Origin of the sequence: Haematobacter genomosp. 1 (assembly GCF_002196855.1) — a bacterium.
Lineage (GTDB): Bacteria > Pseudomonadota > Alphaproteobacteria > Rhodobacterales > Rhodobacteraceae > Haematobacter.
On record NZ_NIPW01000048.1, the window covers coordinates 1 to 14,635 of the forward strand.

Here is a 14,635-nt window from a genome sequence, read left to right on the forward strand (position 1 = left end):
TGGGGGTGTCCACATCATCAAGAAAGCCCTGCCTGTGCTGTCGAGGTCCCGGAGGGACTGCGCCGGCCGTCGTCCTTGGCCTCTAGATCGCCATCGAGGCCGCAATGGAGCGGGCCCGAACACGAGAGAATGGAGACAGACAATGGCGACCATCGGCACCTTCAAGAAGACCGGCAACGAATACACCGGCGAAATCGTCACCCTGAGCGTGCAGGCCAAGGGCGTGCGCATCGTCCCGGACCTGCGGGCTACGGGCGACAAGGCCCCTACGCACCGGATCCTGGTGGGCCGCGCGGAGATCGGCGCCGCCTGGTCGAAGCGCTCGAACGAGGGGCGGGACTATCTGGGCCTGAAGCTGGACGATCCGAGCTTCTCGCACCCGATCTTCGCGAACCTCTTCGATGACGAGGACGGCGAGGGCTACAGCCTGATCTGGTCGCGTCCCAACGGCAACCGGGGGGACTGATCCCCCCAACCACAAGGCCCCGGTCGAAAGGCCGGGGCCTTCGCATTGCTTCCATAACACCCAATGGCGCTCGGCCAGCAGCAGCCGATACTTCTCCTGCTGCGTAAAGCACTGACTCGCGTCATCGCAGGGGATCGTCAGCGGGACGCCTCACTGCAATCCGCTTGCGCGGCATCGCACAAGTTGCGGCGCGTCCGGCAGGCGGCTGGAACGCGCTGATTGGTGCGACACCGATCCTACGCGGGCTTTCCTCGCCAGATAGATATGGTGGAAGGCATCCACCCGCCCGCCGGGCAATTGCACGTCCTCGCGCTGCCAGTCCCAGCCAAGCTCGCTGAGCCTGTCCTCAAAAGGATCGGAGATTTCAGCGGACCAGAAGGCCGCAATGCCGCCCGGTCGCAGAGCGTCCCGAACCGCGTTCAGACCACTTTCTCCATAGAGGCGCTGATTGTCATCGCGGACCAGGAAATCCGGTCCATTGTCGGTATCCATCAGGATCACATCGAATCCCGGGCCGCTTTCGGAAAGCAGATCCATCACATCCACGACCCGCAGTTGCACCCGTGGATCGCGCAGTGGATGATCGGCCAATGGGGCCAGAACTTCATGGTTCCATTGCGCAATCGCCGGGATCAACTCGCAGACAGTGACCTGTGCATCCGGGGGCGAGAGATCGAGTGCGGCCCGCAGGGTGAAGCCCATGCCGAGTCCGCCGATCAGCACGCGCGGTTCGGAGGCGCTGCGTAGCCGCCACAGACTGCGCTCGGCCAACACCGCTTCGGAGCGCCACATGATGTTCGACATCAACTCGATGCCGTTGAAGCGGATCTCATAGATATCGCCGCGTTTGCGCAGCAGGATATCGTCGCCCACCTCGGTCGAGGCGCGGGCCAGTTCAGTCCAGAGTGTCATGACAAATCCCTCGGCCCCGTCAGGGTGCCGGTCTGATGTGTTGCAGGGGAATGGTCTGGGGTTGCCCGGCGGTCAGCGCATGCTCAGCGCACGGGCAACCCGGGCACATGGCGTGCCCTGGTCCCGATCAGCAGCGGGAAAAGCGCTGCGCTGGATTTGCTGCCAATATGATCACTCATGACCACTCTTGTGCCTGATCAACCCGCCTGGAGCAATGGCAGGGGTATTTTCCGAGTCTGAGCTGGAAGCCGGCTGGCTGGTATCGGGCCTTTCCCTCGAGGATCGCCGTGCGTGGTCTTTTCCGATTCCTTGTGAGCGGCATGGCCTTATGTCCGGGGCCGACGGTCGTGAGTGTCTCCCGCACAATATTCATCTTCAATTTGCGGACCGGATTTCACCGCCTTCAACACGACGAAGAACGCGCCCATCTTGCTCCGAGGCCGGTGGCGAGCGGAGGCATCCCGTCACTGGGCACGGCCCCTGTCAGAGCCAAAGCCCCATCCCCGCTTCCATTCGCAAACCTTGGTCCGATCCGTCTCTTTGAAATCAACCCGTAAAGGGTCGGCTTACGCGCGCGTGCCGCCCTCGGGGATTCGGCACAAGGCCGAACGCCCGAGGGTGATTGCAGATCCGATCAGACACTTCGGGCGCCTGTCGAGCGGGGGATGGTCCCTCGTCTCCAAAGACAGGAGCCAGTCCCATGTCCAAGAAGGATGCCACCGCTTTCGCCGCCAGCCTCGCCGCCACGCTGATGGTCTCGATCGTCGTGTTTCAGGCCGGCGATGGCAGCCATGCCGCCATGCCCGCCGATGAATATGATGGCGATGAGACGCTCATCGCCCTCGAGATCGACCCCTGGCAGTGAGGCGCGCAAGCGCCTCACCCCCTCTGGGCAGGCCTCGCACGGCGAGCCGCGCCGTGCACCGGGGACGCGCGATCACCCGCCAGTGGCGCGCGCCGCGCAGAGGAGCCGGGATGGACCCCGGCGCGGGAGAGGTCGAGGAGGGATCCGGGAAGGGCGAGCCTTCCGTTCCCAGAGAGAGCGCCGGTCGGCTTCACCCGTCCTTTTGCTCTCAGGAGAAGTCCGATGACCCAAGATATCACAACATCCCCGGAAGCCAATCTCGCAGCCGCCATGGCGCAGTTCGATGCCTCGCAGCTGGCGCATCAGACGCTCAGCACCACCGCAATGGCACAGAACAAGAAGGCCCTGTTCGCGGCCATGCGCGCCGCCGGGATCACCGAGATCATCGTCACCTTCGACGGCGCCGGCGACAGCGGGCAGGTCGAAGATATCGACGCTCGCCGCGGCGATGCCGTGGTGCCGATGCCGGACACGGAACTCACTCTCGCGCAGGTCAGCTGGGGCATCAGCGAGATTTCGACGAGCAGCATGTCGCTCTCGGACGCTGTCGAGGCCCTGGCCTATGACCTCCTCTCGGATTGCCATGGCGGCTGGGAAAACTGCGACGGCGCGTTCGGCGAGTTCCATTTCGACGCCGAGGCCGGGACGATCCTGCTGGACTACAACGAGCGGTTCACTTCGTCCGAGCAGTTCAACCACAGCTTTTGAGGGCGGGGAACATGGCACATCCCTATCATCACGCCCTGTCCTCGGTGAAAAAGTGGGGCGGCGTGGTCGAGGATTACATCGAGTTGCATTCCTGGTTCGATGCCTCGAAGCAGATCCTTGCTGACTTCAGGCACCGAGCTTTGCGCCACCATGCCGAAGGAATTTTTCTGCTGGAGACCGTGTTCGGCAAGACGCTGACGCTGTCCTCGGGCCGGGTGATCCCGACGCGATGGGTGGGAGAGCAGCATGTCCGCGAGGATCTGGGGCACATCCCGAGCTTCGCCGACTGGGCACGGGCGATCCGTCCGGAGCCGTGGATGGGGCGTACTCCGAAGATCGAGGCCGAAGTGGAGCCGTCGCAGGCCGCCCCGACCCCGGCACCTGATCCGTTCTACCCCCTTCTCGGCCTGACAGCTGATGCCGCAGGTTTCGCAGTCCTGCGCGCCGCATCCCGTGCCTTCCACCCCAGTATCCGCAAGGATCCCGGCCTCAGGCTCGCCCGGCGGCGGTTCTACCGCCAGATGCTGGCCGCCCATGCGGCCGCCACGTCCTCGGTCATCTGACCGTTTCCCTCCGCAATCCCGACCAGGCCCGGCCTCGCGCCGGGTTTTCCATTTCTGACAAGGAGCCTGTCATGGCCGACTATTTCACCCATTTCTCTTGCCTGCTCGATGCGGGTTCGCCTGAGAATGCCGCCAAGGCGATGGCACTGTTCCACCGCCTGCGCGCCGAAGAGGCGGATGCCGACGAGCTTGCGTTCAACGGCTTCGATCTCGTCCAGCAAGACGGGCCGAGCGGCTCGCAACTCTGGATCCATGATGATGATCAGGGCGACGTCGAGGGCGTCATCAACTTCGTGCTGCGCCTTGCCGAAGAGCTGAACCTCACCGGCCTCTGGGGGTTCGACTATGCCAATACCTGTTCTCGCCCCAGGGTCGAGGCTTTCGGTGGCGGGGCGCATGTCATCGACCTTGGCGCACGCAAGAGCATCGGCTGGATCAGCACACATGAATGGCTGAACGCCGTTCTGAATGGCGAAGACATCGACGCCGTGGAGGCGGTCACAGGATGAACACCACGGTTACGATCACCCCCGCTTCTCCCTCCCGGCCTCTGCCCGTCGTCGAGTTTGGGCGCAGCGCCGACGGCCTGCTGGTCGCGCGTGTCGGCGACACCGCCTTCGCCATGGTGCCGGCACGGCAAGGGCGGCATTTCCTGGCGACGGGCTGGCGGCTTTCTCGTCCGCTCGAGACCTGGCGGCGCGATGACTTCTACGGCCATTCCGGTGATGTCGTCGACGAGGCCGCATTCCGCGCTCTGGTCGCGGAGAATGCCGAACATCAGCGTGAGCGCGCGGCACTCGGGAGGTGTGAGATTGTCTCCCGTGTCCATACGCCATGGGGTTCCTCGCAGGGTGCCACGATCTATGGCGAAGGCGTCCTCTGCCACTCCACGGCCGGTCATGGCGGGTTCCAGCTTGCACCAGAGCAGAATGCCCGTGTGCATCCGCTGCTGCGATCCTCCTCCGGGTTCTACGAGGAAGATGCCGAATGGGCAGCGGTTGCGCAGGCTTTTCCGGATCGCTTCACGGGTTATGAACGCCGCCTGGCCGATGAGACGCTGCGCAATCACTGGCCAGAGGCCTGGGAGGCCATGCATGGTCGCGCCCTTCAACACGGCGAATCCCTAGAGCGGGATCGCCAGATCTTCGAGCGTCAGCATGCAGGGGACTGGATCGTGATCTCGGCGGTCAGTTCTGATCGCTTTCCCGGCTTCGTGGAAACGACGGCGACGCCGGGAGCGAAGCGTGGACCGGGCGTCGAGCGCCGCCGCTTTCTTGTACCTGCGGCCGAGTATGAACCCGGTCTGTTCGGGTTCGTGATCGATCCCGCGCGGCATCAAGATCTGACCGATGGAACTGGTTGACCAGCCATGCCGACAATCTCGGCTGCGCGTGTCTGCTGCGCGGCCGAGAGGGAGAGGTGGGGTCGGGGCAAAGCGACGGGTCATGAGGTGGGAGAGAGGCTTCCGCTGCCCGTCGTGGAGACACCGCGATGACCTATTCAGGTTCAACTGAAGGGTTCCTGTCCGCCGGGCGGGTGCTGATCAGCCAGACCCTTGCGCAGCTTCGACTGGCGCAGCGCACCCCTCTGACCATCACCTGTACCGGCGAGGCGCGCTATCTCGATCCCGAGCTCGAGCGATGGGCGTTCGAGCGCAGCGTTTGCCTCGGCGCCTGTGACAGCCTCGTGGACGCGATGATGCTGGTGTCAACGCGCCTTGGAAGTGGCGACGTTGCTTGTAGCGATGATCCCGCGCTCCGCTTCACGCCGAAGCTGATTGCGGTGGTTGATGCCGATCAGGGGCTGGTGCTGGCTGGCGAGGTTGCAAATGGTGGCGTGACCTGGCTTCAACCCGTCGCAAGCGATGCAGAAGCGCGGGCGGTGGTTACGTTGGCCTGCAGCCAGCGGGCTGAAGCGCAGCATCTCGCCGATATGGGCAAACATGCCGATGCTAGCCTCTTGCGCAGGCGGGCGGCCGCGGCTGAAGGGCGCCTGGTCGATCCGTTCTGGCGTGATGCGGCGCAGCTTGCGCTTCTGCAGCGGAGGGCTGCGTGATGCCTTCGATCATCGAGATCACGATCTATCGCTTTGACGAACTGCCGGAGGCCGCGAAAGACAATGCCCGGGCCTGGTATCGTGAGGGTGCCTTTGATCACGACTGGTATGATGCCGTCTACGAGGACTTCCAGCGCATTGCGGAAATTCTCGGAATCCGTCTGCGGGCCCGGACATCCCGGCTGATGGGCGGAGGCACCAGCGAAAGTCCCCGCATCTGGTTTACCGGGTTCTGGTCGCAGGGGGATGGGGCGGCGTGGGAGGGCAGCTATGCCTTCAACAAAGGCGCTTCCTCTGCCATTCGCTCCTACGCGCCAATGGACCAGGAACTGCACCGGATTGCAGATGCGCTCCTGGCGGTCCAGCGCCGCAACTTCTACCAGTTGCAGGCGGATGTCCGGCATCGCGGCAGCACCTATCATGCTTTTACCATGGACGTCGCTGTCACGCGCGAAAGCCCGGTCGGTCAGGACATGACCGAAGATGCCGAGAGCATTGTTACCGACCTGCTGCGCGATCTTGCCCGGTGGCTCTACCGGCAGCTCGAACAAGAATACGACTATCTGTCTTCCGATGCTGCCGTCGATGAGGCAGTGCTCGCGAATGGCTACACGTTCACGGAGAGCGGGCGGAGGGCCTGATCAACCAGCTTCCAGCCGGGCCGCGATTCAGGCTCAGCGATTGCTGTCGATCCACCGGGACAGCAATTGCCGATCCCGGAAGCATTCATCCGGGATGGCGCGCCGCCGAAGCCGCGCAAGCCGTTCGGCGAAAGCGACCTGTTTCGAGGTGGGTTGGCCATCGTCCAGAGGTTTCAGCCGCGACTGCGCCTCGATCCAGGTGCTGAGACTGCGGCGATTCTGTTGGACCTCCCAGGGCAGGAGGGTCTTGTTCCGGAGCGCGAGCGAGCGGGCATAGGCGATCTGGCGCGGCGTCACCGCCAGGGCATGAGAGACAGGTTCCATCGTCGATCTCCCTTGTCGGGTTGAATCTCTATATGGAACATATAGAGAACAAAATCAATCAACGCCGGGGAGAGGCAGAGCGGGGGAGGGAGTTCTGTGAGCCATGCGGCAGACAAGAGAGCGCCGCCGGGCTCGAGGTTTTCCCTTTCCGAGGAGTTCGATCCCATGAGCACGATGACTTCTGTTGACCGGGTGGCCGAAGAGCGCCGCCCTACCTTTTTGCCCGACCTGTTCGGGCCGACCCGAATGCTTGTCGCCGAGAATATGGTCTATGCCATGATGGATAGCCTGAGCCCGCTGGACTACGGCGGTGGCCATTGGGACTTCTATGAGCAGGGCGGGCGGCCGCTCTTCATGGCCCCGACCTCGAAAGCGCGCTACCGCATGGCCTGTAGCGGCAACGGCTGGCAGGGCGAGGTCTCGGCCGAAGCGGCGGGAATTATCGCAACGCTGTTCGCCTTCTCTCACCTCTCATTCCACCATGCTGCTGATCAGTTGGTCGAGGGCTATGCACGGCTTTATGAATTTGCAGGCGACCATCCCGAGGCTGCGGAGATCTTCCAGGCCATCGACTGAGCGCCTTCCCTCTCATGCTTGCATGAGCCTTCTGCACCCTCCGACGCTTGCGTCGGAGGGTATTTCTCTTTGGCTGGCGCCTGCCGCGGTCGCACGCACGGCTTCTGCTGCGTTCCCGGCGCCGTCCGCTCTGTCATACGGTTGGCTCAGTCCACCTGCACCAAGATAGCCTCTGGACAGCCCGGCCTTTCGATCTCGGCAATCGGTTGGCGTTTTGCCCCCGGTCGTCATGGGCGTGCAGGGATCAGTCTTTCCCTCATTCCGGCCTCTTTGATCGTGGGTTCCGTGGATTGGTTGCACACTCTGATCGCGCTTTCTGCCCTGTCCCTCTTCCCGGTCAAGCGCTTGGGCGGTATGTGCCGATCCGGCGGCCCGGGCCAGTATCCGATCTGATGAATTGCCTCGCCCGCGGCCGCAGGTCGGGGGGAAGGGCGCAAGCCCGCCTGTTCGCAGTCTGGGTGATCATCGCCGTTGGTTGTCTGTCGGATCTTCCTGGCGGTTCTTTCAGGATCGCCTCTGTCTCCTGTCTCTCTGGTGTGGACGGGACCGCTCGCATGCGTCCTCTGTGATGGGCTGATCTGGCCGAAGACCAGCGCGGCAGCCGCGCTTCGACGTCTCGGCGCAACAGCGTCGCCCGAACTTTCTTCCCCTGGGCTTCGCCCATTCCTCGCGAGGCAAGAAAGCCCTGCCTGTGCTGTCGTGGTCCCGGGCGGGACTGCGCCGGCCGTCGTCCCCGGCCTGTCGATCGCCATCGAGGCCGCACTGGAGCGGGCCCGAACACGAGAGAATGGAGACAGACAATGGCGACCATCGGCACCTTCAAGAAGACCGGCAACGAATACACCGGCGAAATCGTCACCCTGAGCGTTCAGGCCAAGGGCGTGCGCATCGTCCCGGACCTGCGGGCCACGGGCGAGAATGCGCCCTCGCACCGGATCCTGGTGGGCCGCGCGGAGATCGGTGCCGCCTGGTCGAAGCGCTCGAACGAGGGCCGGGACTATCTGGGCCTGAAGCTGGACGATCCGAGCTTCTCGCACCCGATCTTCGCGAACCTCTTCGACGACGAGGACGGCGAGGGCTACAGCCTGATCTGGTCGCGCCCCAACGGCAACCGGGGGGACTGATCCCCCCAACCACAAGGCCCCGATCGAAAGACCGGCGCCTTTACAATTTCTCGCCTTGGTAGGCTGCTTTGCGGACAAAGCTGCCGCTTGCAGGTGCGGCAGACCAAGACGCACTTCGAGGTCTAAATAATCCGCCGGGCGGATAGCCGACTGACGGGTGCGCGGCATTGCACCTGCAGCAAACCCGGGATAGCGGCCATCTGTGCTCGGCGCGGCGATTACGATGCCCCGCGTCCCGTCACGGGCGGAAAGCGGCCAGCCAGGTGCCAGCCACTATTTAGTCGTCCAGGTAGGAATCAGTCCCAGGCCACGGTCGCCTGGCTGTCACAAAACCTTCGCTTGCGTCGAATCGATATATCCATATTTCATGAAGTATGGATATTGATAGCGCCTCAGCCATCTTCTCGACCCTCGGCCACCCAGGACGGCTCTCCGTCTACCGCTTGATCATGCGGCACATGCCTCAGGCTGTCCGGCCGACCGAGATCTCCCAAGCACTTGGCCTGAAGCAGAACACCCTGTCCCATTATCTTGCGGATCTGGAGGGCGTTGGCCTGATCGTCTCGACCAGAGAGGGGCGGTCGATCCTCTACAGCATCGCGCTGCCCCATGCGCGCAACCTCGTCGATTTTCTGGCGCGCGACTGCTGCCGCGGGCGCCCCGATCTGTGCGACCTCATCATAACAAGAGCTGATCCTGAAATGACCCAGCGTCCCTACAACGTGCTCTTCATCTGCTCGGGCAACTCCGCCCGTTCAATCTTTGCCGAGGCGATCCTGAACGGGATCGAGGGCGGTCGGTTCCGGGCTTTCTCGGCGGGAACCCGTCCTGGCACCAGTCTGAACCCCTTCGCGGTCGAGCTACTCGAACGAAATGGCTATGACATTTCACCGCTCCGCTCGAAGCACATCTCGGAGTTTGAAGCCGCTGGTGCGCCGCACATGGATTTCGTCTTCACCGTCTGCGATGCGGCGGCAGACGAGGAATGTGCGCCCTGGCCGGGCCAGCCGATCACCGCACATTGGGGACTTCCGGATCCGGTCAAGGCAACCGGGAATGACGCTGAGAAGGCCCTGGCATTTGCCGAGGCTTTCAGCACGCTGAACAAGCGGATCACGAACTTCGCGGCACTTTCCCTTGAAAACCTAGACAGCATCGCGCGCCAGGAAGCGGTCGACGAGATCGGCCGAACCCACCTCTGAGGACGACAAAATGCCCCGCATTGCACTGAACGGCCTTGGCCGAATGGGTAAGCTTGCCCTGCGCGACCTGATCGAGACCGGCGCCGAAGGCGATCTGGTGCTGATCAACGATGCTGTGGGCGACCCGGCTCAGCATGCGCTCCTGCTCGAGTTTGACAGCGTCCATGGCCGGTGGGCAACACCGGTAGGGCACGATAAGGACGGCCTCACCCTGAAGGGTCGGCACGTCCGCCTCACCTCTGCCAAGCGCATCGAAGATCTGCCTTTGGCAGAATTGGGCATTGATCTGGTGATCGACTGCACCGGCGTCTTCAAGACGGCCGAAAAGATCGCGCCCTATTTCGCGGTCGGGGTCAAAAAGGTTGTGGTCTCCGCTCCGGTCAAATCGGACGAGGCGGTGAATCTGGTCTACGGCGTGAACCATGACCAATATGATCCTGCCGAGCACGCGATCATCACCGCGGCCAGCTGCACCACGAACTGCCTTGCGCCGGTGGTGAAGGTCATCCACGAGAACATCGGTATCCGCCATGGATCGATCACCACGATCCATGACGTGACCAACACCCAGACCATCGTCGACCGGCCCGCCAAGGACATGCGTCGAGCCCGTTCCGCCCTGATGAACCTGATCCCGACGACAACGGGCTCGGCCACCGCCATCACCATGATCTATCCGGATTTGAAGGGGCGGCTGAACGGCCATGCGGTCCGCGTGCCGCTGCTGAACGCCTCGCTGACCGATTGCGTGTTCGAGGTCGAGCGGCCGACAACGGCGGAGGAAGTGAACGCGCTGTTCGCCGCCGCGGCGGAGGGCGAGCTGAAGGGGATCCTCGGGTATGAAACCCGTCCCCTTGTCTCGACTGACTACCTGAACGACCCCCGTTCCTCCATCATCGATGCCCCGTCGACGATGGTGGTGAACGGCACCCAGGTGAAGGTCTATGCCTGGTATGACAACGAATGGGGCTATGCCTGCCGTTTGGCGGACGTTGCCCGCCTGGTTGCACGGTCGCTGTGATGGCCGAAAGCGCCGTCTCCAACCCGCTTCGGGCCTATGCGGCGGTCACCGCCGCCTATTGGGCCTTCATGCTCTCCGATGGCGCGCTTCGCATGCTGGTGCTGTTGCATTTCAACAGCCTCGGGTTCTCGCCCATCCAGTTGGCCTATCTCTTCCTGCTCTATGAGCTGGCGGGGATCATCACCAACCTCTGTGTCGGCTGGATCGCCGCCCGGTTCGGCTTGGCCGCAACGCTTTACGGTGGGCTCGCCCTTCAGATCGCGGCCTTGGCCGCGCTGACCCAGCTCGACCCGTCCTGGGGTGTCGCCGTATCTGTGGCCTTCGTCATGGCGGTCCAGGGCGCCAGCGGTGTCGCAAAAGACCTGGCGAAGATGTCGTCGAAGTCGGCGGTGAAACTGCTCGCGCCATCCGGTGAGGGCGGGCTCTTCCGCTGGGTCGCCATTCTAACCGGCTCGAAGAACGCGGTGAAAGGCGCCGGGTTCTTCTTGGGCGCGGCGCTCCTTGGCCTTGCGAGTTTCGCGGTGGCCATCTGGTCCATGGCGGCCGTCCTGGCGGTGATCCTGATCGCCACGGCCATTTTCCTGCCGAAGGGCCTGCCGGTCGGTAAGAAAGGCACAAAATTCAGCAGCGTGTGGTCGCGCGATCCGCTGATCAACCGCCTCAGCCTGGCGCGGATGTTCCTGTTCGGGGCCCGCGATGTCTGGTTCGTGGTCGGCATCCCGATCTACTTCCAGGCCGTGCTGTCCGATGGCACCGCGGAGGGGCGGCGCGAGGCCTTCTTCCTGATCGGGGGCTTCATGGCACTGTGGATCATCGCCTATGGCGCGGTCCAGGGCTTCGCCCCGAAGATCGTCAGGTCCGCGACCGATCCGAAACGCGCCGCGATCCGGTGGGCCGGGCTGCTGGTGCCGATCCCCTTTGCCCTGGCGGCGCTCGCCTTCCTCTCGCCGGCTCCGGCGATCTGGCTGACGGCCTCGATCGTCACCGGACTGCTGATCTTCGGCTTCGTTTTCGCCGTCAACAGCGCGGTCCATTCCTACCTGATCCTCGCTTTCTCGAAGAATGAGCGGGTCACCATGGATGTGGGCTTCTACTACATGGCCAATGCGGCGGGCCGTCTTCTCGGAACGCTGCTTTCTGGCCTGAGCTACCAGTTCGGCGGCCTGCCGCTCTGCCTCGCGACCTCGGGCGTGATGGCACTGGCCAGCTGGCTCGCCATCCAACGATTGAAGCCGGACGCGACACCCGGCCTCGAAACCACCTCTTCCGCCAAATCTGCCTAGGAGAAAGCGCCGCACACCGCCCCTTCGGGCGCGCTGCGGCATCGCCACGACGACCCAAACAACAAAGGAGGCCAAAAGGCAGCCAAGCCATGAAGTGCAATCAACTGGTCGATGCGGGCCGACGCCATTTCCTGCGAGGTGCCCATTTTGTTCCGGCAATTTCATGTTTCGGTTTGCGGCACATCCTACCCGGGGGATGCATGAGGTCCATCCTGCAGTCTCTTGCCCTCAGATTCCCGCGCAACTCTGGCGTAACCGTAGCTTCATGGGCCGAGGTTTCGCCCATGAAATGCCCGCCATTTGTCAGAGCACTGGGACAGGGATGATGGCGAAAAGCAGAAATCGCCCCGCCACCACGACAAGATGAGTATCGTTTTACTCTCAGGGATCACGGTGCATCTGATCAGATCAGGCCGACAAGGTGCAACGCCATCCCGGCAAACGCGGCACCTGCAAGCACCTGGACCATGCCAATCTTTAGCCGGAACACCGCGATCAGTGCCAGAGCCGACAGGGCCGCCGCCATCCAGTCGATCGAGCCCATAACCGGCAGCTGAAGCGATACCGGCCCCGCCTGAACATCCGCCACCTGCCGCCAAATGACGTGAATGGCGAACCACAGCGCCAGGTTCAGGATCACCCCTACCACCGCCGCAGTGACGGCTGACAGCGCGGCAGACAAAGCGCGGTTCGCCCGCACCCCCTCCATGAAGGGTGCTCCGAGGAAGATCCAGGCAAAGCAAGGCGCAAACGTCACCCAGGTGGCGACCAGCCCGCCCACGGTGCCCGCTAGCAGCGGGGCCGCCCAGCCCGCCTCGCGCATCGCGCCCATGAAGCCCACGAATTGTAGCACCATAATCAGCGGGCCGGGCGTGGTTTCGGCCATACCCAACCCGTCGAGCATCTCACCGGGTTCGAGCCAGCCATAGGTTCCGACCGCCTCCTGCGCGACCCAGGCCAAGACCGCATAGGCCCCGCCAAAGGTCAGCAACGCCAGTTTTGAGAAATAGGTGGCGATGTCGGTGAAGACACTGCCGGGGGCGAGCACAACCAGCACCCCCACCGGCACCAGCCATAGCGCGATCATGGCCAGACCGGCGCGCAACGCCCCCGCCCGGGCGGCGGGCGGCAGCAAGACCTCTTCGCCCAGCAAGGTTTCAGCATCGGCGACATGCGCCTTGCCCGCCGCACCATGCTCCCCACCGCCGACAAAGGCTGCAAGTCCCGCTTTTGCACCCGCCCAGCCGATCATGGCCGCCACCGCCACGATCAGCGGGAAGGGCGCGCCAAAGGCGAAGATGGCGATGAAGGACGCCGCCGCGATCCCCCGCATCGCGTTGTTCTTCAGCGCTCGACGCCCCACCCGCACCACGGCCTGCAAGACGATGGCCAGCACCGCCGCCTTCAGCCCAAAGAACAGCGCCGCGACAAAGCCCACCTCGCCCCAGACCGCATAGATCCAGCTCAGCCCCATGATGGCCAGCATCCCGGGCAGGATGAACAGCCCGCCCGCGATCAGCGCGCCCCGGACCCCATGAATCAGCCAGCCAATATAGGTGGCGAGCTGCTGCGCCTCGGGGCCGGGCAGCAACATGCAGAAATTCAGCGCGTGCAGGAAACGGCCATCGCCCAGCCATTTCTTCTCCTCGACCAGAACACGGTGCATGACGGCGATCTGGCCCGCAGGGCCGCCGAACGAGAGGGCCGCGATGCGCGCCCAGACTCTGGCGGCTTCGCCAATGGTCGGAAAACCGGATGTGGGCGTCATTTCGCTGACTTTCCATGGCTTTGCCAGGTGTGGGTTTCCCCGGTAGCGTCGCGGCACCAGCGGTAGAAGGCGTCATACAGCGCCATCCCCGCCTCCAGCTGCTCCAGATCAGCGACATGCATCCGCGAAAGGCCAAGCGAGGCGGCAATAAGACCGGCGCATTCTGGTGCCAGATCTGGGCGCGCCGTGTCGGCCCCCCGCACGATCGTAGCCAGCCGGTCCAGTGCCGGGATCGACAGGTCAAATTCCGCAATCAGTGTATCGAAGGTGCAGGTCTCGCCGCGATGGCTCCAGAACACGCCGTCGATGTCATAAGGGGCGGCCCCGAAGGTCTCGGCCACTGCCTGAACCTCGGAGGGCGTAACATAGAGAAACACCGCGCGGGGGTCGATGAAGCGGCGGATCAGCCAGGGGCAGGCGATGCGATCAATCTTGGGGCGGGAACGGGTCACCCAGAGACTGCGGCCCGCTCCGTCCGGGCGGGGCAGCTTCGCCGGATCAAAGGTCGGCAGCCCGCCCGCAACCCAGGCGGCATGGCCGCCTTCCAGATATTCGGCGGCCAACCCCTCATGGCGTAGCCAGGCCGCGACACCCTGGCTGCGACCGTGCCCTTCAGCACAGACGACCAGAACCGGTCGACCGGGCGCTTCGCCCCTCAGTTCCCGCGCGAGGTGGGACAGCGCCTCGCGCACAAGCCCGGTTTCGGGCACGGCACGCGCGGTGGCGATCAATCGCGGGTCCGCGTTGCGCAGGGCATCACGGCGCACATCCAGCACGACAGGCGCCTTTGGCGTGCCGATTAGTTTAGACAGTTTTTCGCAGGTCATCGCATCAGGCGCAGGCATGTGCGTTCCCTCCTTGGGTTCAATGGAACGGGATTGGAACGCGAGTTTCAGCTGACGCCTCGTGGGGAGCTCGCGGATCCCCATATGGCGAACATGGCCTTATCACGCAGCAAGATGTCAAGATGGACGCCGTTCGATCTCTTGGACCTGTGATCCGGCAGGGCTGCCGGAACGCCCCTTTTTTGATGATCTTGGTTCTGCAGAAATCTGGCTTTGGCTTGGGGCTTCTGAGCGGTGAGATCGCAGTTGATCCTTTTCCTTCGAAGACCGAGCGGGCCGTGC

At 63.7% G+C, this 14,635-nt stretch carries 16 protein-coding genes and 1 pseudogene; 13 read left to right on the forward strand and 4 right to left on the reverse strand.

The features are described 5' to 3' along the window. Nucleotides 1–142: 142 nt before the first annotated feature. Nucleotides 143–466 (forward strand): DUF736 domain-containing protein, encoded by a 324-nt coding sequence (locus CDV49_RS18280; RefSeq protein ID WP_088216798.1) that lies wholly within the window; start codon nt 143–145, stop codon nt 464–466. A 150-nt stretch (nt 467–616) separates the two neighbouring features. Here the strand turns inward: CDV49_RS18280 and CDV49_RS18285 are convergent, their stop codons facing one another. Continuing rightward, nucleotides 617–1,339, reverse strand: a complete 723-nt coding sequence (locus CDV49_RS18285; protein WP_179209265.1) for a hypothetical protein — start codon at nt 1,337–1,339, stop codon at nt 617–619. A gap of 739 nt (nt 1,340–2,078) precedes the next feature. Here CDV49_RS18285 and CDV49_RS20565 point away from each other — a divergent pair. From CDV49_RS20565 to CDV49_RS18315, 7 genes and pseudogenes are all read left to right on the forward strand, one after another. Next, on the forward strand, nt 2,079–2,243 hold the full coding sequence (locus CDV49_RS20565) for a hypothetical protein (RefSeq protein ID WP_169742256.1): 165 nt from the start codon (nt 2,079–2,081) through the stop codon (nt 2,241–2,243). Between the two features lie 222 nt (nt 2,244–2,465). Beyond that, nucleotides 2,466–2,951 (forward strand): DUF6878 family protein, encoded by a 486-nt coding sequence (locus CDV49_RS18290; protein ID WP_051911455.1) that lies wholly within the window; start codon nt 2,466–2,468, stop codon nt 2,949–2,951. Nucleotides 2,952–2,962: 11 nt separating this feature from the next. Beyond that, nucleotides 2,963–3,322, forward strand: a pseudogene (locus CDV49_RS18295) (DUF6915 family protein); the annotation flags it as partial. A gap of 263 nt (nt 3,323–3,585) precedes the next feature. Next, nucleotides 3,586–4,023, forward strand: coding sequence for a hypothetical protein (locus CDV49_RS18300; protein WP_035714837.1), 438 nt, complete (start codon nt 3,586–3,588; stop codon nt 4,021–4,023). After that, nucleotides 4,020–4,877: a DUF7007 domain-containing protein gene (locus tag CDV49_RS18305; protein WP_035714838.1), complete on the forward strand. Its 858-nt coding sequence runs from the start codon at nt 4,020–4,022 to the stop codon at nt 4,875–4,877. The genes CDV49_RS18300 and CDV49_RS18305 overlap by 4 nt, the downstream gene beginning before the upstream one ends. 128 nt (nt 4,878–5,005) lie before the next feature. Beyond that, nucleotides 5,006–5,569, forward strand: coding sequence for a hypothetical protein (locus CDV49_RS18310; RefSeq protein ID WP_035714839.1), 564 nt, complete (start codon nt 5,006–5,008; stop codon nt 5,567–5,569). Continuing rightward, complete coding sequence (locus CDV49_RS18315) at nt 5,569–6,210, forward strand: hypothetical protein (protein WP_035714841.1); 642 nt, start codon at nt 5,569–5,571, stop codon at nt 6,208–6,210. The genes CDV49_RS18310 and CDV49_RS18315 overlap by 1 nt, the downstream gene beginning before the upstream one ends. A 33-nt stretch (nt 6,211–6,243) precedes the next feature. On the opposite strand, the gene CDV49_RS18320 is transcribed toward CDV49_RS18315, so the two are convergent. Then, on the reverse strand, nt 6,244–6,534 hold the full coding sequence (locus CDV49_RS18320; RefSeq protein WP_035714844.1) for a hypothetical protein: 291 nt from the start codon (nt 6,532–6,534) through the stop codon (nt 6,244–6,246). Nucleotides 6,535–6,699: 165 nt separating this feature from the next. Between CDV49_RS18320 and CDV49_RS18325 the strand changes: the two genes are divergently transcribed. From CDV49_RS18325 to arsJ, 5 genes are all read left to right on the forward strand, one after another. Next, entirely contained in the window at nt 6,700–7,110 is a 411-nt protein-coding gene (locus CDV49_RS18325; RefSeq protein WP_035714846.1) for an antirestriction protein, read from the forward strand. A gap of 800 nt (nt 7,111–7,910) precedes the next feature. Beyond that, nucleotides 7,911–8,234: a DUF736 domain-containing protein gene (locus CDV49_RS18330; protein ID WP_035714848.1), complete on the forward strand. Its 324-nt coding sequence runs from the start codon at nt 7,911–7,913 to the stop codon at nt 8,232–8,234. 374 nt (nt 8,235–8,608) lie between these two features. Beyond that, complete coding sequence (locus tag CDV49_RS18335) at nt 8,609–9,436, forward strand: arsenate reductase/protein-tyrosine-phosphatase family protein (protein ID WP_035714850.1); 828 nt, start codon at nt 8,609–8,611, stop codon at nt 9,434–9,436. Nucleotides 9,437–9,446: 10 nt separating this feature from the next. Beyond that, nucleotides 9,447–10,457 (forward strand): ArsJ-associated glyceraldehyde-3-phosphate dehydrogenase, encoded by a 1,011-nt coding sequence (locus CDV49_RS18340; protein WP_035714853.1) that lies wholly within the window; start codon nt 9,447–9,449, stop codon nt 10,455–10,457. Continuing rightward, the gene (gene arsJ, locus CDV49_RS18345; protein WP_051911457.1) at nt 10,457–11,740 is read left to right on the forward strand and encodes an organoarsenical effux MFS transporter ArsJ; all 1,284 of its coding nucleotides are present in this window, start codon (nt 10,457–10,459) and stop codon (nt 11,738–11,740) included. The genes CDV49_RS18340 and arsJ overlap by 1 nt, the downstream gene beginning before the upstream one ends. Nucleotides 11,741–12,143: 403 nt before the next feature. Here arsJ and chrA read toward each other — a convergent pair whose 3' ends face one another. Both chrA and CDV49_RS18355 read right to left on the reverse strand, forming a co-directional pair. Continuing rightward, the gene (gene chrA / locus CDV49_RS18350) at nt 12,144–13,508 is read right to left on the reverse strand and encodes a chromate efflux transporter (RefSeq protein ID WP_035714855.1); all 1,365 of its coding nucleotides are present in this window, start codon (nt 13,506–13,508) and stop codon (nt 12,144–12,146) included. Further along, nucleotides 13,505–14,353 (reverse strand): chromate resistance protein ChrB domain-containing protein, encoded by an 849-nt coding sequence (locus tag CDV49_RS18355; protein WP_035714857.1) that lies wholly within the window; start codon nt 14,351–14,353, stop codon nt 13,505–13,507. The genes chrA and CDV49_RS18355 overlap by 4 nt, the downstream gene beginning before the upstream one ends. Between the last annotated feature and the right edge of the window lie 282 nt (nt 14,354–14,635).